This is a genomic window from Nocardioides renjunii (genome assembly GCF_034661175.1).
In the GTDB taxonomy this organism is placed as follows: Bacteria; Actinomycetota; Actinomycetes; order Propionibacteriales; family Nocardioidaceae; genus Nocardioides; species Nocardioides renjunii.
In genome coordinates, this window is the sequence record NZ_CP141058.1 from 4,258,604 (window position 1) to 4,277,713 (window position 19,110).

15 protein-coding genes are annotated in these 19,110 nt (G+C 73.7%); 8 read left to right on the plus strand and 7 right to left on the minus strand.

Annotated elements, in window-relative coordinates:
- From SHK17_RS20430 to SHK17_RS20440, 3 genes are all read left to right on the plus strand, one after another.
- Window positions 1–597 carry a TetR/AcrR family transcriptional regulator gene (locus SHK17_RS20430; RefSeq protein WP_322920555.1) on the plus strand — a complete coding sequence of 199 codons (597 nt, stop codon included), beginning with the start codon at window positions 1–3 and terminating at the stop codon, window positions 595–597.
- Window positions 597–2,144: a glycerol-3-phosphate dehydrogenase/oxidase gene (locus SHK17_RS20435; RefSeq protein WP_322920556.1), complete on the plus strand. Its 1,548-nt coding sequence runs from the start codon at window positions 597–599 to the stop codon at window positions 2,142–2,144. The genes SHK17_RS20430 and SHK17_RS20435 overlap by 1 nt, the downstream gene beginning before the upstream one ends.
- Before the next feature lie 90 nt (window positions 2,145–2,234).
- Window positions 2,235–3,650, plus strand: a complete 1,416-nt coding sequence (locus tag SHK17_RS20440; protein ID WP_322920557.1) for a hypothetical protein — start codon at window positions 2,235–2,237, stop codon at window positions 3,648–3,650.
- A gap of 215 nt (window positions 3,651–3,865) precedes the next feature.
- On the opposite strand, the gene glmS is transcribed toward SHK17_RS20440, so the two are convergent.
- Entirely contained in the window at window positions 3,866–5,689 is a 1,824-nt protein-coding gene (gene glmS / locus SHK17_RS20445; RefSeq protein WP_322920558.1) for a glutamine--fructose-6-phosphate transaminase (isomerizing), read from the minus strand.
- Between the two features lie 18 nt (window positions 5,690–5,707).
- Window positions 5,708–5,968 carry a hypothetical protein gene (locus SHK17_RS20450; protein ID WP_322920559.1) on the minus strand — a complete coding sequence of 87 codons (261 nt, stop codon included), beginning with the start codon at window positions 5,966–5,968 and terminating at the stop codon, window positions 5,708–5,710.
- A 247-nt stretch (window positions 5,969–6,215) separates the two neighbouring features.
- Between SHK17_RS20450 and SHK17_RS20455 the strand changes: the two genes are divergently transcribed.
- Both SHK17_RS20455 and SHK17_RS20460 read left to right on the plus strand, forming a co-directional pair.
- Window positions 6,216–6,341 (plus strand): hypothetical protein, encoded by a 126-nt coding sequence (locus SHK17_RS20455; protein WP_322423570.1) that lies wholly within the window; start codon window positions 6,216–6,218, stop codon window positions 6,339–6,341.
- 162 nt (window positions 6,342–6,503) lie between these two features.
- Complete coding sequence (locus tag SHK17_RS20460; RefSeq protein ID WP_172267944.1) at window positions 6,504–7,073, plus strand: YceI family protein; 570 nt, start codon at window positions 6,504–6,506, stop codon at window positions 7,071–7,073.
- Window positions 7,074–7,251: 178 nt separating this feature from the next.
- Here the strand turns inward: SHK17_RS20460 and SHK17_RS20465 are convergent, their stop codons facing one another.
- Window positions 7,252–8,982 carry a DEAD/DEAH box helicase gene (locus SHK17_RS20465; protein ID WP_322920560.1) on the minus strand — a complete coding sequence of 577 codons (1,731 nt, stop codon included), beginning with the start codon at window positions 8,980–8,982 and terminating at the stop codon, window positions 7,252–7,254.
- Between the two features lie 106 nt (window positions 8,983–9,088).
- Here SHK17_RS20465 and SHK17_RS20470 point away from each other — a divergent pair, with 106 nt between their 5' ends.
- From SHK17_RS20470 to SHK17_RS20480, 3 genes are all read left to right on the plus strand, one after another.
- The gene (locus tag SHK17_RS20470) at window positions 9,089–10,102 is read left to right on the plus strand and encodes a GNAT family N-acetyltransferase (protein ID WP_322920561.1); all 1,014 of its coding nucleotides are present in this window, start codon (window positions 9,089–9,091) and stop codon (window positions 10,100–10,102) included.
- A gap of 230 nt (window positions 10,103–10,332) precedes the next feature.
- Complete coding sequence (locus SHK17_RS20475; protein WP_449867027.1) at window positions 10,333–11,109, plus strand: response regulator transcription factor; 777 nt, start codon at window positions 10,333–10,335, stop codon at window positions 11,107–11,109.
- Window positions 11,110–11,206: 97 nt separating this feature from the next.
- Window positions 11,207–12,034 carry a response regulator transcription factor gene (locus SHK17_RS20480; protein WP_172267953.1) on the plus strand — a complete coding sequence of 276 codons (828 nt, stop codon included), beginning with the start codon at window positions 11,207–11,209 and terminating at the stop codon, window positions 12,032–12,034.
- A 13-nt stretch (window positions 12,035–12,047) separates the two neighbouring features.
- On the opposite strand, the gene SHK17_RS20485 is transcribed toward SHK17_RS20480, so the two are convergent.
- Genes SHK17_RS20485 through SHK17_RS20500 form a run of 4 tightly spaced genes read right to left on the minus strand, consistent with a single transcriptional unit; the run spans window position 12,048 to window position 19,076 of the window.
- Entirely contained in the window at window positions 12,048–15,128 is a 3,081-nt protein-coding gene (locus SHK17_RS20485) for an FtsX-like permease family protein (protein WP_322920563.1), read from the minus strand.
- Window positions 15,125–17,494 (minus strand): ABC transporter permease family protein, encoded by a 2,370-nt coding sequence (locus tag SHK17_RS20490; protein ID WP_322920564.1) that lies wholly within the window; start codon window positions 17,492–17,494, stop codon window positions 15,125–15,127. Before SHK17_RS20490 ends, SHK17_RS20485 begins: the two co-directional genes overlap by 4 nt.
- The gene (locus SHK17_RS20495; RefSeq protein ID WP_322920565.1) at window positions 17,491–18,192 is read right to left on the minus strand and encodes an ATP-binding cassette domain-containing protein; all 702 of its coding nucleotides are present in this window, start codon (window positions 18,190–18,192) and stop codon (window positions 17,491–17,493) included. Before SHK17_RS20495 ends, SHK17_RS20490 begins: the two co-directional genes overlap by 4 nt.
- Entirely contained in the window at window positions 18,189–19,076 is an 888-nt protein-coding gene (locus SHK17_RS20500; RefSeq protein WP_322920566.1) for an ABC transporter ATP-binding protein, read from the minus strand. The genes SHK17_RS20495 and SHK17_RS20500 overlap by 4 nt, the downstream gene beginning before the upstream one ends.
- Window positions 19,077–19,110 lie beyond the last annotated feature (34 nt).

The window sequence follows — 19,110 nt, forward strand, 5'->3', positions numbered from 1 at the left end:
ATGTCGTCACTTCGTCACATCACCGAGCCTCGGCTCGACGGCTACCTCGACGCCGCCCGGGACTGCATCCTGGACGTCGGCTGGCGGCGGACGACCCTCACCGAGGTGGCGAGGCGGGCCGGGGTGTCCCGGATGACGATCTACCGCGCCTGGGCCGACATGGGCTCCCTGCTCGGCGACCTGATGACCCGCGAGTGGGTCGGCATCGCGGCCGCGACCCGTGTCGCCGCGGCGGACACCACGACACCCACCGGCATCGCGGCGGCCGCGCTGAGCACCGTCCGCGCGCTGCGCGACAACGAGCTCTTCGTCCGCATCGTCGAGCTCGACCCCGACCTGATGCTGCCCTACCTCCTCTCCCGCCGGGGCCGCTCGCAGGAGGCCCTCATCGAGATCCTCGCCGCCGAGATCGCGAGCGGCCAGGCTTCCGGCGCCATCCGCAGCGGCGACCCGGTCCTGATGGCGCGCTCGCTCACCCTGGCCGGCCACGGCTTCGTGTTCTCCGCACTGACCATGACCGACGAGGAGATCGGCCTCGCCGACCTCGACGCCGAGTACGCCCGGTTGGTCACCGCCTCGCTCTCCGCCGAGTCCTGATGCCGGCCGCCCGACCGGTGACGCCGGGCCTGGCCGGCATCCCCGACGAGGTCGACGTCGTGGTGGTCGGGCTGGGCATCACCGGCGCCGGCGTCGCGCTCGACGCGGTGACCCGCGGCCTCAGCGTGCTGGCGGTCGACGCCCACGACCTCGCCTTCGGCACCTCGCGCTGGTCCTCCAAGCTGGTGCACGGCGGGCTGCGCTACCTCGCGCAGGGCCGGCTCGCCATCGCCCGCGAGAGCGCCGTCGAGCGCGGCATCCTCATGGACGTCACCGCGCCACACCTCGTCCACCCGCTGCCGATGCTCACCCCGGTCGACGACGCGATGTCCCGCAGCCGCGCGGCCCTGACGTGGAGCGGGCTCCACGCCGGCGACCTGCTGCGCCGCACCGCCCACACCAGCGCGCGGACGCTGCCCCGGCCCCGGCGCCTCAACGCCACCGAGACCCTCAGCCTGGCGCCCGCCCTGCGCGCCGACACCCTGCGCGGTGGCCTGCTCGGGTGGGACGGGCAGCTCGAGGACGACGCCCGGCTGGTGGTCACCGTCGCCCGCACCGCGGCGTCGTACGGCGCCGACGTCCGCACCCGCGCCCCGGTCACGAGCGCCACCGGGACCGGCGTCGAGCTGCGCGACGAGCTCACCGGGGCGACGTACGCCGTCCGCGCCCGGGCCGTGGTCAACGCGACCGGCGTGTGGGCCGGCGACCTCGACGACCGGGTGCGGCTGCGCCCCAGCCGCGGCACCCACCTCGTGCTCCGGGGCTCGGCGCTCCCGCACACCCGGGTCGCTGTCGTCGTGCCCCTCCCGGGCTCCGCCTCGCGCTTCGCGATGGTGCTGCCCCAGCCGGACGGCACCCTCCACCTCGGCCTCACCGACGTGCCCGCCGCGGGACCGGTCCCCGACGTGCCCACGCCGAGCGAGCAGGAGGTCGACTTCCTGCTCGACGCGGTGTCCTCAGCCTTCACGACGCCGCCGGTGCGGGCGGACGTCGTCGGTACGTACGCCGGGCTCCGGCCGCTGCTCGAGGTGGCGGGCACCGACGCGACGGCCGACCTCTCGCGCCGCCACGCCGTCCTCACCTCGCGGACGGGCGTGACGACCGTGGTGGGGGGCAAGCTGACGACCTACCGCCGGATGGCCGAGGACACGCTCGACGCGGTCGTGGCGTCGGCCCGGCTGGCGGCCGGTCCCTGCCGCACCGCCTCGCTCCCGCTGCTCGGCGCGGGCACGCCCGAGCAGCTGCGCGCGTGCACCGCACCTGCCCGGCTCGTACGCCGCTTCGGCACCGACGCCGACCTCGTGCTAGCCACCGCGCGCGAGGCCACCGGGCTGGACGACGCCGAGCTCCTGGCGCCCCCCTCCGAGGAGGTCCCGGTCACCCTGGCCGAGCTGGTCTTCGCCCTCACCCACGAGGGCGCGCACGACGTCGACGACCTGCTCGAGCGGCGTACGCGGGTGGGCCTGGTCGCCGCGGACCGCGCTGTCGCCGAGCCCCTCGCGCGCCGCGCCCTCGCCCTGCTCTCGCGGGCGACGCCAGCCGGCTGAGAGGGCCGCCCCGGCCGGGTCACAACCAACCGGCCGCCACTAGCGTCTCCCCCGCGAGCGCACCGTGCGCCCACCTGATCGGGGGATCACATGCTTCATCGACTGGCAGTCACCGCTCTCGGGCTCGCCCTGCTCGTGCCCACCCAGGCCGCATCGTCGTCCGCGGCACCGGCTCCGCGCGACGCGGCAGCCTCGTCGGCCACGGCGAAGAACCGCGACGTCGCGCTCGGCCACCGCTCGGTCGGGGCCTCGAGCCGCGCGCGGGTGCGCCTGACATTCGACGGCCGCGACGGCCAGCTCGTCAACCTCGCGCGCTGGGGCGAGGCACGGACGTGCGGCGCCAGGGTCCTCAGGACCCGCAGCGGCAGGGTCGTGCAGCCGTGGGCGCGGGGCTACTGGCGGCTGCCCCGCACCGCGACGTACACCGCACTGGCCAAGCCGTGCCGGCGGCTGCCGGAGCAGAAGGTGAGGGTGCAGGTCCGCCGGGTCGTCGAGCACCCGGTCGCCGTCCCGGGCGTCGCCGGCGTCGTCGGCCGTAGGACGCGGGTGACCCACCTCGTCCCCGTTCCGGTGGGCCAGGCGCAGAGCGTCGAGGCGACGACGAGCGCGCCGGTCACCGAGGTGGTCGGCCCGGACCGGACGGTGATGCACCCGCCCGCGACCGGACCCCTCGTGCTGACGACCCCCGGTGAGCACTGGGTCGCCCTCCCGCCGGAGACCGCCCTCGAGACCGTGCTGACCGTCCGGCACGCGGCGCAGGTCGACGGCCCGCGGATCCCGGTCCCGGCACTGGGCACGGCCGCCACGACCCACGAGGTCGCCTTCACCGGCCAGGCGGGGCAGTGGGTCTACGCCGAGCTGCTCGACGCGGCCACCGGTGCCGTCGCCTCCGACACCACGCGCGCCATCCGGGTCGTCCGCCCCGACGGCCGTGAGCTGCAGGACGCGATCCTCCACGACTGCAACCAGATGAACGCCAACGACGGGTGCACCGTCCGCGGCCCCTGGCTTCTCCCGGCGACCGGGGACTACACGATGACGATCGCCGCCGACCGGCCGGCGGCCGAACGACCCACCACCCTGCGGATCCGGGCCGCCGCGGTCGCCGACGACCTGGCCGTCAACGGCCCGTCGGTGACGTACGCCGCCACGTCCCCCGGCCAGTGGGTGGTGGGGCGCTACCCGGCGACGCCGCCCGTCCTGGTGCCTGCGCCCGGCGGCGGCCAGACCTCCCCGGGCACGCTGACCTACCTCGAGGCGTCCAACGTGTCACCCGCGCTTGGGGCGTGGGGCGTCACCGTGGCCACCAGCTTCCCTGTCTACGCACTGAACTGCCGGGACAAGGCCTGCGAGTACGTCTCCGACCACCTCGACCCGGGCCGGCTGCGGATCATGACCCCGCCGAGCTGGTGGGTCGGCACCCAGTCCTTCGCCCTCCTCGTGGTCCCGCCCGACGCCCAGGGATCGATGGACCTCACCCTCACGAAGCCGGCACAGGAGTCCTAGGAAACCCGCATCCCGACAGGCTTCCCGGAGCTGTGATCAAGCGGACAGCAAAATTCCCCCGGTGTTCGAGGGAACTCCGGACACGGGCCGCGCCGCTTTGGGAGGGTTCTCCACGGCGCGCCCCTTGCCGACCCCATGCGGCAAGGGGCGCCCAGTCCATGTCATGGGCTCGCGGTGTCCGCGGCGCCTGAGGCCCGGGACCTTTCCCCCACCTGTCACTCCACGGTGACGGACTTCGCCAGGTTGCGGGGCTTGTCGATGTCGTGGCCGAGGTGTTGCGCCGCGTGGTAGGCGAGCAGCTGGAGCGGGATGGTCAGCAGGATCGGGTCGAGCTCCGGCTCGTTGCGGGGGACGACCACCCGGCGGGCCCCGATCTCGCCGAGGTCCACCTCGTGGTGGGTGATGACGACCAGGGGCCCCTGCCGGGCGTCGATCTCGTGGAGCGCACCGACGTTGCGGTCGGTCAGCTCGTCGAGCGGCACCACCGCGACGGTGGGCACCTCGGGGTCGATGAGCGCGAGCGGACCGTGCTTGAGCTCGGAGGTCTGGTAGGCCTCGGCGTGGCGGTAGCTGATCTCCTTGAACTTCTGCGCGCCCTCGCGCGCGACCGGGAAGCCGCGCACCCGCCCGATGAAGAACAGGCTGCGCGCCTGCGCGAGCTCCTTGGCCACCTCCACGAGGTCCGCCTCGCCGGCCAGCACCTCCTCGATCTGCGCCGGCAGCCGCTCGAGGCCCGCGACGAGCCGCTTGCCGTCGGCGATGGACAGGTCGCGCACTCGGCCGAGCTGCAGGGCGAGGAGCGCGAAGCCGAGGAACATGTTGGTCAGCGCCTTCGTGCTCGCGACGGCGACCTCGGGGCCGGCGTGCAGGTAGATGCCGCCGTCGCACTCGCGGGCGATGGCCGAGCCGACCACGTTGACCAGCCCGACGCAGCGGCCGCCCTTGCGGCGTACCTCCTGCACGGCGAGCAGGGTGTCGATCGTCTCCCCGGACTGGCTGACCGCGACGTAGAGGGTGTCCGGCTCGATGACCGGGTCGCGGTAGCGGAACTCGCTGGCGGCCTCGGCGTCCGCCGGTATCCGGGCCAGCTCCTCGATGAGCGCGGCGCCCATCTGGCCGACGTAGTAGGCCGAGCCGCACCCGAGGATCTTCACCCGCCGCACGGCGCGCAGGTCGCGTGCGTCCATGTCGAGCCCGCCGAGGTGCGCGGTGCCGAAGCGCTCGTCGAGGCGACCCCGCAGGACCGCCTGGGCGGTGGTGGGCTGCTCGAGGATCTCCTTGCGCATGAAGGACTCGTGCTCGCCCGCCTCGTACGCCGCCGCGTCGATGTCGACCACCGTGGCGGTCTTGCCGGTGGAGGCCAGGTCGCTGTGCCGCATGGTGGTGAAGCCGTCGGCGGTCACGGTGGCCATCTCGCCGTCGTCGAGCATCGCCACCGTCGTGGTGTGCCGCACGATCGCGGCGAGGTCGGAGGCGACGTACATCTCCTTGTCCCCCACCCCCACCACCAGGGGGCTGCCGTTGCGGGCGGCGACGATGCGGTCGGGGAAGTCGGCGTGCAGCACCGCGAGGCCGTACGTCCCTACCACCGCCCCGAGCGCGTCGCGGACCTTGCCCTCGAGGGTGTCGGCCTCGCTGCGGGCCACGAGGTGGGCGAGCACCTCGGTGTCGGTGTCGCTGGCCAGGGTGACACCGTCGTCGGTGAGCTCGGCGCGCAGGGCCGCGGAGTTGTCGATGATGCCGTTGTGGACGACGGCCACCCGTCCCGACTCGTCGGCGTGCGGGTGCGCGTTGGCGTCGGTGGCCGGGCCGTGGGTGGCCCACCGCGTGTGCCCGATGCCGGTGCTGCCGGTGAAGCGCTTCGGCAGGGCGTCGCCGAGCTCGCGCACCCGGCCGGCCTGCTTGGCGATCCTGATCCCGCGTCCGCCGAGCACCGCGACGCCCGCCGAGTCGTAGCCGCGGTGCTCGAGGCGGGTGAGTCCCTCGAGGACGACGGGGGCCGCGTCCAGGCGTCCGATGTAGCCGACGATTCCGCACATGCTGTGTTCCTCCTGGGTTCAGCCGTAGACGATCCGGCGCAGCTGCCGCTCGGAGAGCCGTGGCGCCGCGACGACGCGGTGCTGCAGCTCCTCGGCGATGCGCGCGAAGATCTCGGGATTCCTGGCGCCGTACGTCTTGAGGCGCGCGTGCCGCTCGCGGACGTAGTCCTCCACCGGCTGGGAGTGGAAGGCGATTACGTCCTCGACCACGCGGGCCGCCTCGCCGGGGGTCAGCGAGGTGGTCGCCACCACGTGGGCGACGAGGTCGGGGTCGGGCACACCCGAAGACTGCGGGTTCTCGAGGTCGAAGCGCAACTTCCTGCCCGATTTCGGGCAGACAGGCCTCCAACGCATCGGCGACTGCCTCGCGGCGTGGATCACACGAGCCCCAAGTGGTGTGACAGCGGCGTCTTCACTCACCCAGAGGGGTACAGGTGGGGGGAAGCACCCGTTCACGAGCGAATACTGTGCGCGCCAGTGGGGATGTGCTACCTTGGGTGAACAGAAGGTGAACGGGAGGTGTCACATGAGCAAGCACACGATGACTGACGTACCGGTCTGCACCTGGGTTGCCGTCAGGGATGCGACGGGTCGCACCCACATGGAGGCACGCTGGTCGATCGCCACGACGGTCGCCACGAAGGCCGCCTGAGCGCAGGTCCCACGCACGCGAGCCACGCCCCACCGGGGGCGTGGCTCGCTGTCGTGTGCGGGTTCGGAGAACTCGCCACAGGTCATCGGGAATGAACTCGGGCACCCCGCCGTTCCTGTGGTTGAATATTCTACCAACCACCACCTTCGAGGAGCCCCTGCCATGACCACCGGATTCGACGCCCCCACCACCGCCATCGACGACCTCACCGGCGACTACACCATCGACGTCAGCCACAGCCGCCTCGGCTTCGTCGCCCGCCACGCGATGGTCACCAAGGTCCGCGGCCAGTTCGGCGCCTTCACCGGCACCGCCCGCATCGACGAGACCGACCCCGCCGCCTCCCAGGTCGACCTCTCCATCGACGTCACCTCGGTCGAGACCGGCAGCCCGGACCGCGACGGCCACCTCAAGTCCGGCGACTTCTTCGACACCGAGCAGTACCCCAGCATCACCTTCACCTCCACCGACGTGAAGCGCTCCGGCAGCGACTGGACCGTCACCGGTGACCTGACCATCAAGGACGTCACGAAGCCCGTCACGATCGAGTTCGAGCAGACCGGCTCGGCCCGTGACCCCTTCGGCAACCTCCGCGTCGGCTTCGAGGGCGAGACCACCATCAACCGCAAGGACTGGGGCCTCACCTGGAACGCCGCGCTCGAGACCGGCGGCGTCCTCGTCTCCGACAAGATCAAGCTCGAGTTCGACGTCTCCGCCATCCAGAACGCGTGACCTTCGCACCCGAGTTCCGTGCTTCGAGGTAGGGATCTCTACCCGTAGGCCCGGTGGTCACCGGATATCCGGTGACCGCCCCGGGACCGGCCCGGCACCGCCCGGGGCCGGCATGGACGAGCAAGGAGCCCCGCCCGCGATCATCGCGGCGGGGCTCCTGTGCGTCAGGAACGGTACGTCAGGACCGGGGGTTCTTGCCCTTGTAGCCGCCGCCCTTGGCGTGCCCGCCGCCGGTGCGACCGCGGAACGGCCCGTTGTCCGGCTTGATCTCGATGAGCTTGCCGGAGATCCGGGTGGCGGCGAGCCGGTCGAGGGTGCCCGGCGGCAGCTCGGCGGGGAGCTCGACGACGGAGAAGTCCGGCTTGATGGAGATGTAGCCGAAGTCGCCGCGCGACAGCCCGCCCTCGTTGGCCAGGGCGCCGACGATCTGGCGCGGCTCGACCTTGTGGCGCTTGCCGACCTCGATGCGGTACGCCGCCATCGGCTGGCCGCTGCGCGACTCCCGCGGGGGGCGGTCGGCCTTGCCGGCGTGGCTGGAGCGCTCCTCGAACGAGCGGGTGCGCTGCTCGGGCTCCGGCTCGAGCAGCAGCGGCTGCTCGCCGTGCATCACCGCCGCGAGGGCGGCGGCCACGTCGACCTCGGCCACGTCGTGCTCGCTGACGTAGTGCGAGACGACGTCGCGGAAGAAGTCGATGCGCTCGGGCTCGGACAGCGCCTGGGTGATCTGGTCGTCGAAGCGCGAGAGGCGGGTGGCGTTGACGTCGTCGACCGTCGGCAGCTGCATCTGGGTCAGCGGCTGGCGGGTGGCCTTCTCGATGGCCCGCAGCAGGTGGCGCTCGCGCGGGGTGACGAAGGCGATCGAGTCGCCCGTGCGGCCGGCGCGGCCGGTGCGACCGATGCGGTGGACGTAGGACTCGGTGTCGGTCGGGATGTCGTAGTTGACGACGTGGCTGATCCGCTCGACGTCGAGGCCGCGGGCCGCGACGTCGGTGGCCACGAGGATGTCGAGCTTGCCGGCCTTGAGCTGGTTGATGGTGCGCTCGCGCTGCACCTGCGCCACGTCGCCGTTGATCGCCATCGCGGAGTAGCCCCGGGCCCGGAGCTTCTCGGCCAGCGTCTCGGTCTCGTTCTTCGTGCGGACGAAGACGATCATCCCCTCGAAGTTCTCCACCTCGAGGATGCGCGTGAGGGCGTCGACCTTCTGCGGGTAGGACACGATGAGGTAGCGCTGGGTGATCGAGGAGACCGTCGAGGTCTTGTTCTTGACGGTGATCTCGACGGGGTCCTCCAGGTACTTCTTGGAGATCCGGCGGATCTGCGCCGGCATGGTGGCCGAGAACAGCGCCACGTGCTTGTCGGCGGGGGTGTCGGCGAGGATCGTCTCGACGTCCTCGGCGAAGCCCATCTTGAGCATCTCGTCGGCCTCGTCGAGGACGAGGAAGCGCAGCTCCGAGAGGTCGAGCGTGCCCTTCTCGAGGTGGTCCATGATGCGACCGGGGGTGCCGACGACGACGTGCACGCCGCGGCGCAGCGCGGACAGCTGGACGCCGTAGCCCTGGCCGCCGTAGATCGGCAGCACGCGGACGCCCTTCATGTGGGCGGCGTACTTCTCGAAGGCCTCGGAGACCTGCAGCGCGAGCTCGCGCGTCGGGGCCAGCACGAGCGCCTGCGGGGTCTTCTGCGACAGGTCGAGCTGCGACAGGATCGGCAGCGCGAAGGCCGCCGTCTTGCCGGTGCCGGTCTGCGCGAGGCCGACGACGTGGCGTCCCTCGAGCAGCGGCGGGATGGTCTGGGCCTGGATCTGGGAGGGCGTCTCGTAACCGACGTCGGCCAGCGCCTTCAGGACCTCGGGCGAGAGGCCGAGGTCGGAGAAGTTCTGCTCGGGCGCTGCGGGCTGGTCGTCACTCACGCTCAATACGGTAGGGCCTCACGGGGGATTAGGGGATTCCGCGGGACGCCGGATCCGCCCCGATAAGCGCGCGACAGCGGGGCGCGTGAGGCAGCACACTCCTGCCATGCCAGAGCAGTCCTCCTCCACCGACACGTCCACCCCGACCTCCACCCGGACCTCCACCCCGGCGTCCACCGCTCCGACCCCGTCCACCCCCGGCCTGCCCGCGGGCCTCACCACCCGCCCGCTCCGGACGTCCGACGCCCACGCCGTCTTCGTGCTGATGGCCGCGCAGGAGGCGGAGGACATCGGCCAGGTCGCCATCGAGGAGGCCGACATCGTCAGCGACTGGGCCAAGCCCAGCCACGACCTGGGTGCGCGCTCGGTCGGCGTCTTCGAGGGCGAGGCGCTCGTCGCGTACGCCGAGCTGATGGGTGCCGACCGCGCCGACACCGCCGTGCTCCCCTCCCACCGCGGTCGCGGCATCGGGACCTGGCTGGCCCACTGGCTCCAGGACCTCGGGCGAGCCGTCGGCTCGAGCGTCATCGGGATGCCGGTGCCGCAGGGGTCCCCGGGCGACCGGCTGCTGGAGTCGCTGGGCTACCACGTCCGCTGGACCAGCTGGGTGCTGAAGCTGCCGGAGGGGGCGACGATCCCCGAGCGCGACCTGCCGCCCGGCCACGTCGTACGCACGGCCGAGCCGGCCGAGCTGCGCGCGGCGCACGACGTGCTGGAGGACGCCTTCCTCGAGTGGTCGGTGCGCGAGCGCGAGAGCTTCGAGGACTTCGAGGCGGCCACCACCGGACGCCCCGGCTTCGAGCCGTGGAACCTCCGGGTCGTCGTCGACGCGGACGGCGCGGTCGTCGGGGTGTCGCTGGTGCTCGTCTCCGACAACGGCACGACCGGGTACGTCGACCGCCTCGCCGTACGGCGCGACCAGCGCAACCGCGGGCTCGCCCAGGCGCTGCTCGTGGACTCCTTCGCGCGGGCCCGCGAGCACGGCACGTCGACCTCCGAGCTCAGCACCGACTCGCGCACCGGCGCGCTCGGGCTGTACGAGCGTGTCGGGATGGTGGCGACCAGCACCTGGGTCAACCGGGGGATCCAGCTGGGCCCGTCCGGGGACGGCGCACTTTGATCGATCGGCGACAGAAGATTCCGGTGAAAAGCTCTGGTCTAGACACGGCTCACCCCTAGGGATCGCTTGCTGTCGCGGGCCCTTTCCAGCCCTTACCATTCGACCAACGCCGTTCGGGCGGCGACACGGCAGGGGCGTGGGGCTCCTGTCTTGACTGTTCTGTGGGGGTACTCGTGCAAGATCTGCATGCATTGGTCGTCGAAGACGATCCAGACATTTCCTCGGCGTTGGTGGAGACCCTCGAAGGGGCCGGCTTCCGCGTCACGACGGCGCGCGACGGACGCGCGGCGGTCGAGGTGGCCGCCGCGGATCCGCCCGACCTCGTGACGCTCGACCTGACGCTGCCGCACATGGACGGCATCGAGGTGTGCCGCCGCATCCGCGAGAGCAGCGACTGCTACATCGTGATCGTGTCCGCGCGCTCCGACGAGGTCGACAAGCTGATCGGGCTCGAGGTCGGCGCCGACGACTTCGTGCTCAAGCCGTTCTCGCCGCGCGAGCTGCGCGCCCGCGTGGCGGCGCTGTTCCGGCGCCCGCGCTCGGCCGCCGCGGCCGAGGAGGCCCCGGTCGCCCGGTCGCCGCACGTGCCGGCGCCGACGCAGCCGACCGACGAGCCTGCCACCATCGCGGCCGGCGCGGGCCTGGTCATCAACTCCGCGCGGCGCGAGGTGCAGGTCAACGGAGCGATCGTCGACCTCACCCGCATCGAGTACGACGTCCTGGAGTACCTCGCCACCCACCTCTCCCGGGTCTGCACCCGCGAGGAGATGGTGCTCGCGATCTGGAGCAGCGCGCTCACCCACGACCACCACCTGGTGGACGTGCACGTGGCCAACCTGCGCGGCAAGCTGCGCCGTCACTCCGACGCCACCTGGATCCACACGATCCGCGGCATCGGCTACCGGATGGACCGCGAGGGCAGCCCGCAGGAGCGGCGCGCCGGTGGCGGGCCCTACCTGGTGGCCCGCATCGACTCCGAGGACTGGGCCCGCGGCCTGGACTTCTGACGTCCGTGTGCCGGGCGCTCCTCGCCCGGATGATCCACTCAGGTTTACGACGCGTGCACCCGGGTAGATGATTCATCAACTTGGGAGCAATCAGATGATGAACGAACGCACCGCCGTGGTCGTCGAGGACGACCACGATGTCGGCGACGCCATTTCCGCACTGCTCGACCAGGCCGGCTTCGACGTCGTGGTCGCCCGCACGGGCGCCGAGGCGCTGACGATCATCAGCGAGGGTCGACCCGACCTCGTCACGCTGGACCTGTCGCTGCCCGACATCGACGGGGTGGAGGTCTGCCGCCAGATCCGGACGGTGAGCGACTGCTACGTCATCGTCATCAGCGCCCGGACCGCCGAGGTCGACCGGCTCATCGGCCTCGAGGTCGGCGCCGACGACTACCTCGTCAAGCCGTTCTCGATGCGCGAGCTCCAGGCCCGGGTGGCCGCGCTGTTCCGCCGGCCGCGCTCGTCGGAGGCGCTCGTGCCGGCCGGGGTCGACGCGGCGCACGCGGTCGTGGCCCACCGCCAGCAGGCGGCCCGGCCCACCACGACCCGCTCGACCACCGGCTGGCCCGCGCCCGCGCCGGACCCGTCGTCTCCCCACGAGCCCGCCCCGGGCTCCGTGGGCTGCGACGACCTGAGCCTCAACCAGGACGCCCGCGAGGTGCTCGTCCTGGGCGAGGAGGTCGACCTGACCCGCACCGAGTTCGACCTGCTCGCCCACCTCGTCACCAACCCCGGCGTCGTGGTCCCGCGTGAGGAGCTCATGCGCGCGGTCTGGGCCACCGACTTCGTCCCGGACAGCACCCACGTCGTCGACGTGCACCTGGCCAACCTGCGCCGCAAGCTGCGCGCGGCCGCTGCCGACAACCAGTGGATCCGCACCATCCGCGGCGTGGGCTTCCGCTTCGACCCCTGCTGCTCCTGAGCGGGGCCCGGCCTCAGCGGGCCGACTCGCGCAGCGTGGCGCCGCGGGCCCCGCGCACGGTCATCGAGGCGCTCGCCAGGGCGACGGCGCCGAGGACGGCCGCCGCCAGGATGGCGAGCACCACCAGCCGGAGCGGCGAGATGGCGGCCACGAGCGCGGGCGTCGTCGGGTCGTCGGCGTAGCCGAGCGTGATGGTGCGCAGCACCACCCACTGCGCGAGCGACCCGGCCAGGATCCCGGCCAGCGCGGCGCTGCCGAGCACGATGCCGAGCTCGCGGACCACCGCCGCCATCACCGCCCCGCGCGGCACCCCGACCACCCGCAAGGCCGCGGCGTCACGGCGGCGGGCGGGCAGCTGCACCGCCGCGCTGACGAAGAGGCCGGCCAGGGCCATGAGCAGCACCATCGCCGCGACCACGCCGTAGAGCCGCAGCGCGAGGGCGTACGCGCTCTGGTCGAGCACCTGCCGCTCCTGCGCGAGGGAGGTGCCGACGCTGAGGCCCGCCCGGGACAGCGCGTCGGTGATCGACGCGGGGGTGCCCTCGCGGGCGAGCACGTGCGTCGTGACGAGGTTGTCGAAGACGGGGCGGTCGGTGACGAAGGAGGAGTAGTCGACCAGCAGCCCGGACGGGCCGGTGAACGGCATGCCCTCGACGGCGCCGATGCCGCCGACCGGGTCGACGCGGATCAGGCCGTAGCCCTCGTCGAGCTTGTCGATCGCGCGCTGCTGCACGCCGGGGCCGGCCAGCGCCGGGCGCTCCTCGGTGATGCCGCCGGCGGTGAGGCGGGCCATGCCCACCGAGCCGCCGGTGTCCACGGTCATGTCGAGCCCGCCGCCGGACTCCTCCAGCTCGACGATGGAGCTGCGCACGGCCGGGTCCGGGGTCGGCGTCCACGCGGCGCCCTCGATCGCGCCGTCGAGAGGAGCACCGTCGACCTCGATCGCGTCCAGCCGCAGCATGCCGGTCATCCGGGTGTTGGTGCCGGCGCCGCCGCCGAGCGTCATCCCCTCGAGGGGACAGCCCTCCCGGCAGAACGGGACCCGCGCCGACCGCGTGTGCTCCCCGCGGGGGAACGGGCCGACGTACGCCTTGAGCGGGACGCCCGCGCGAGAGCCGAACCGGACCTCGACGGCGAGGTCGCGGTCCATGTCGGCCCGGTTGTCGATGGTGAGGGACAGGCGGGTGCCGGTCACGGTCGGGACCACGCCGCCCGGCGCGATCGCCTCCACGACCTGCGCCACGTCGCGGCCCGGGCTCCACGTCGGGGGCCAGGTGGCGACCCGCGCCAGCCGGCTGCTGTCGACGACGGAGAAGTTGGCGCCGGGGTTGGTGACGCTGGCGGCCGCCATGACCCACTCGCCCTCGGGGTCCACGCGGCGGGTGAGGTCGATCGCCTCGGAGAGGGTGAGGTTGGTCGACCACGTGGTGTGGGCCGGCGACTCCGTCGCGGCCACGCTGGTGCGCCAGGTGGCGGCGGAGTCGTAGACGCCGGCGCCGAACACGGCGACGGCGATCGCCGCGGTGATCGGCAGGATCACCAGCGTGCCCTCCTGCCGCCGCGAGATCGCCCGTGACGAGACGAAGCCGCTCAGCGAACGACCGCGCGATCGACCTGTCCACCAGGTCGCCAGCGCCGCGGTGAGCCGGGTCGCGGCCAGGCCGGCGACGACCGCCAGCAGGACCGGCAGGACGAGGTCGGTGGCGTCCGGCTCGCCGGGGCCGCTGGCGGACAGCTTGCTGGCGAGCGTGGCGACGGCGAGCGCGACGAGGACGAGCTGGGCGACGACCGACCAGCGGCGGGCGGCGACGGGGCGGCGTACGCCGGAGAGCTGGGAGGCCAGCGACTCGCGCACCACCAGCCCGACGGCGATGCAGGCCACGGCCACCGCCGCGAGCAGGACGAGTGTGGCCGCCACCCAGCTGGCGGGCGGCAGCGGCAACGGGAGCCCGGGCACCAGCCAGCTCCGCACCAGCACGACCGCGAGGCCCAGGCCGAAGGCGATGCCGAGCGGCGTGGCGAGCAAGAGCAGGGTCAGCGGCTCGGCGAGCCCGAGGCCCCACAGCTTGCGGGCGGTGACGCCGCGCAGCGACGCCAGGGCGAGCTCGGGGACGCGCAGCTCGCTCGCGGCGTTGAGCAGGCGCATGAGCAGGGCGAGCGCGACGAGCACCAGCGACAGCACGGCGGGGGCGATCGAGCTGCGCGCGGTGGACTGCTGGAACCGGACCTCCTCGACCACGGACGCGAGGGAGTTGGTGTCGTCGGCGACGAGCGTGCCGCCCTCGACCTCGACCGCGGTGTCCGTGGGCACCGCCGACGCGGAGTCGGCCGCCTCGTCGAGCTCGCGGGGCGTCAGGTCGGGCGGCACGTCGAGCCGGGTGTCGACCCGGACCGTCCAGCCGCCGACGGCGGTGACCGTGTCGTCGGTGGTGATGAGCGGCGCCGGGGCGTAGGGCTGGTAGCCGCCGCTGATGCTCTCCTGCTCGTTGGTGCTGGTGAGCCGGCCGGGGATCAGCCAGTCGTCCCCGGAGCGCGGGGTGTCGTAGGACCCGACCACGACCACCTCGGCGAGGCCGGGGCGGGGCAGGCCGAGGGCCTCCACCCCGCCCGTCTCGAAGATCGCGAGGGGCAGCATCTCGCCGATCTCGGCGCCGGTCTTCTCGACGTCGGCGGCGAGCATCAGCACCTCGCCCAGCCGCTCGGGGCACCGACCCTCGACCTCGAGGGCCTCGCAGCCGCCGTCGCGCGACCAGAACGTCACGACCCCGCGCAGGGCGCTGAACCGTTCGGACTGCGCGATCACCACCGGGTCCCGCCAGGGCCCGGCGGTCAGCTCCTCGGAGGCCGCCACAGCGTCGCGCTCGGCCTGCTCGAGGGTGGCCCCGGACTCGGGCGTGAAGACCCGGCTCAGGCCGGTGAGCCCGGGCGGGGTCTCCTGGAGGCGGGTCACCACGTAGGAGTTGGTGACGGCCTCCGAGAACACGGGGCCAAGCACCGCCGACCCGATCGCCAGCGCGGTGAGCAGCACGGAGCCGGCGGAGAGCAGGGCGCGCGAGCGGAGCCCGCGCACGATCGCGCCGAAGAGCTGGATCACCGGCCCTCCTCCTCGCGGAGCAGGCTCGGTCGCGTGGTGGTCGCGCGCACCGCGCGGGCCCGACCGCCCACCAGCACCATCGCGGCGGCGGCCACGACCGCCGGCACGGCCAGGGGCCAGAGGTGGGGCGCGGTGTCCAGCGCGAGGCCGGCCACGGGGACGGCGAGCAGGGGGAGGCCGTCGAGCAGCAGGGTGACCGCCAGCCAGCCGCCGGCGACGACGGCGACGAGCACGAGAACGGTCAGGCTGGCCAGCTCCGCGCGGCCCGCCCGGCGGGCCGTGCCGGTCGAGATGCCGAGCACCCGCAGCGAGGCGACGTCGCGACGGTAGTCACGCAGGTGCCGGGCCGCGCCGGCGCCCAGCGCGAGCAGCGCGACGAGGGCGCAGGCCAGAGCGGTGAGGGCGTACGCCACCGACTGGTCGCCGCCGAACCGGTCCCCGAGCGACTGCTGCACCGACTCGCGCGTGCGCCAGGTGGCGCCGGTGGCCTCCGCGACCTGGTCGAGCAACGCCTGCGGGGTCGAGTCCCCTGCGACGACCTGGACCTCGGCCGACGGCACGGTCGGCCCGGACCCGGCCGCCGCCGTGCGGATGTCGGCGAGCGACCCGGCCGTGCCGAGCAGCGGCAGCGAGCGGGCGACGCCGACGACCTCGGTGGCGCGGTCGTCCCCGGCGAGGTCGAGCGCCTGCGGCCCGCCGTCGCCGGCGTCGCCGGCGATCAGCAGCGGGACCGCGTCGCCGGCCATGTCGAGGCGCAGCTCGATCGCGGCATCGGGGAGCATCGCCACCTGGAGCCCGTCGGTGCGGTTCACCACGAGCGGGTCGGGTGCCTCGTAGCCAGGGATGAAGCGGTTGTCGAGCGATCCGGCGACCGAGGCGAGGTCGGGCACCCAGGCCCGGTCGAGGACGTCGGTGTCGCCGACCGCCACGCCCTCGAGCAGGACCACGAAGTCACGACGGTCGAAGAAGGACTGGTCGTCGCGGCCGACCTGCAGGCTGGTCACGGTGCACCCCTCGGCGCAGTCCGGCACCCGTACGCGGCGGCTCACGGAGGCCCCGTCCGCGGCGACCCGGAGCTGGACGGACGCCGACCCGGAGGTGTTCTGCTCGGTGACGAAGTTGAGCACCACCTCGGCGCGCCCGCCGCCCGAGCGGACCTCCTGCCCGCCCGGGCCGATGAACGCCTTGGCGGGCGGCACCTCGACGCCCGAGGCGGTGACGGTCAGCCGGTCGCCGGCGACCTGGAACGGCGCGGCCCCGCCGCCGAGGCGCCCCACGGCGTCGGAGGCGGCGCGGGCGGGGCTGCCGTCGTAGAAATCGCCCACGACGGCGTCCCACCGGCCGGCATCGACGTAGGCGCGGCGCTCGCCGAGCCGGGTCTCGTTGCGGACGATGGCGGTCGCGAGGAGGTGCGTCCCCTCCGGGTCGGCCTGTTCCGTGAGCTCGACGGCGCCCATCGCGCCCAGCTCGGTGGCGTCGATCGTGCGCTGTCCGGGCACCTCGACGGCCGCCTGGTCGCGGGTCCAGCCGGAGACGGCCACGGCGCCGCTCAGGGCCAGGGTGCCGACGACCGCGGCGGCGACGACGAGGCGTACGGGCGTCACGAGGTCGTCGGCGCGGGCCAGCCGCCGGGCGGCGAGGAAGGCGCCGAGGCCACGCCTCTCGGTGGCCGGGGTGAGGCCACGGGCTGCGATCCGGACCACCCAGATGGCGACCTGCCCGAGGGCGAGGCCGACGAGAGCGGGGCCGAGCAGGACGACCAGGTCGGGGTCGCCGTCGGCGGCGCGGCTGCGGTAGGCGGCGACGGCGGCGCCGACGATGACGAGGACGCTGAGGAACACCGCGAGGGTCGTCGCGCGCCGCGGCCGGCGGCGGGTCGACACCTGCACGGCCAGCGGCTCACGCAGCGCGGCCGCGGCGGAGAGGCCGACGATCGCCAGGCCGGCACCGGCGATGCCGACGGCGGCCAGCAGGGCCGGCCGCTCGAGCGCGGGAGCGGTCTCGGCGAGCCAGGTCCGGGTGGCCACGACGGTCCCGGCGGCGCCCACGGCGAGCCCGAGGAGGGTGCCGAGGACGATCGCCAGCAGGGGCTCGACGAGGAGGAACCGCCACAGGCGCGCACCGTGGATGCCGCGCAGCCGGGCCAGGCCGATCTCCTCGCGCCGAGCGACGGCCAGCTCGGCCCCGATGCTCGGCACGGCGACCGCGCCGAGGAGGAGCAGCGGCGCGGTGAGCCAACGCGAGGTCCCGGCCGCGTCGGCGAGCTGCAGCACGGTCACCGACCCGCCGACGACCACCAGCGTCATCAGCACCAGCGTCGTCAGGGCACCCCGACGGCTCCAGGCGCCCCGGAGGACTCGGCTCACCCGACGACCCGTCCCTCGTCGAGGGCGATGTGCAGGTCACACGCCTCGACGACGGCGGGGTCGTGCGTGGCGACGACGACGACGGCCCCGCGGGCGGCCTCCTCCCGCAGCTCGGCGAGCACGACGCCGCGGTTGCCCTCGTCGAGCTCGGAGGTCGGCTCGTCGGCCAGCAGCACCTCGGCGCCGACGACGAAGCCGCGGGCGCAGGCGACGCGCTGCATCTGCCCGCCGGACAGCTCCTCGACCTGGCGCTCGCCGAGGTCGGCGATGCCGAACCGGGCCAGCGCGGCCTCGGCCGCCTCGTCGGCGTCGGCGGGCGCGACGCCGCGGGCGCGCAGCGCGATCGAGACGTTCTCGCGGGCGGAGAGGATCGGCACCAGGCCGTAGACCTGGAGGACGAAGGCGACCTGGGGCAGCGGGTCGCCGGCACCGGTCCACATCTCCTGGCCGTCGAGCTCGGCGGTGCCCGACGTCGGCTGGAGCAGCCCGCCGGCGATGGACAGCAGTGTGGTCTTGCCGGAGCCGCTGGGGCCGGAGAGGGCGGTGACCTTGCCCGCCGGGAAGCTCACGCTGACGTCGTCGAGCAGCGTGCGGCCGTTGACGTACGTGATCGAGTCGAGGCGCAGCGCGGTCCCGGCCGACGACTGCGGCTCGAGGTGGTGCGCCGGCTGGGGGAAGCCCGTGCCGGAGAAGCTCATGCTGCGGGTCCTTCGGCGCTCGCGCGGGTCACCACGATGCGGCCCTGCTCGTCGTCCTCGAAGCGCACGAGCGTCCCGGGGGGCCACTCGGCGGCGATGTGGCCGGGCAGGTGGAGCACGCCGTCCTCGCCGACGACGGCGTACTCGGACCCGCCGTGGCCCTCCGCGCCGACCCGGCCGCCCTTCATCGTCACGGTGCGCGGGAACGTCGCGGCGACCTCGGGCTGGTGGGTGACGACCACGATGGTGGTGCCGAAGTCGTCGCCGAGGGAGTGGACCAGGTGCAGGACGTGGTCGCGGTCGGCGTGGCTCAGCTGGCTGGTGGGCTCGTCGGCGAGCAGCAGCCGCGGCGCGGTCGACACGGCGCAGGCGAGGGCCAGCCGCTGGCGCTGGCCGCCGGACATCGTGCTGACGACCTGGTCGGCCTGGTCGAGGAGCCCGACGCGGTCGAGCAGCTCGGTGTCGGCGAGGGCGTCCTCGCGCTCGCCGCCGGACAGGGACAGCCGGGCGAAGGCGATGTTCTGGCGGGCGGTGGCGTAGGGCAGCAGGTTGCGGGTCGCGCCCTGCAGCATCGTCGAGACCTGGCGCGAGCGGATCCGCGCGAGGTAGCGCTCCCCCATCCTGGAGATCTCCTCGTCGCCGAGGAAGATGCGGCCGGCGCTGGGCCGCTGGATGCCGCCCAGCAGCGCCAGGAGGGTGGACTTGCCGGACCCGCTGGGCCCGAGGAAGGCGACCCGCTCACCGGGGCGGATGGTGAGGTCGACGCCTCGCAGGGCCACGACGTCGTGACCGCCGAACGTCTTGTAGAGGTGGACCACCCCTTCGCACCGGACGCCGAGCCCTCCCGTGCGGGTCTCCTCGACCGCAGTCGCGCTCTCCCGCACGCCGCCCCCTTCTGTGAACAAGGGCTTCAACATA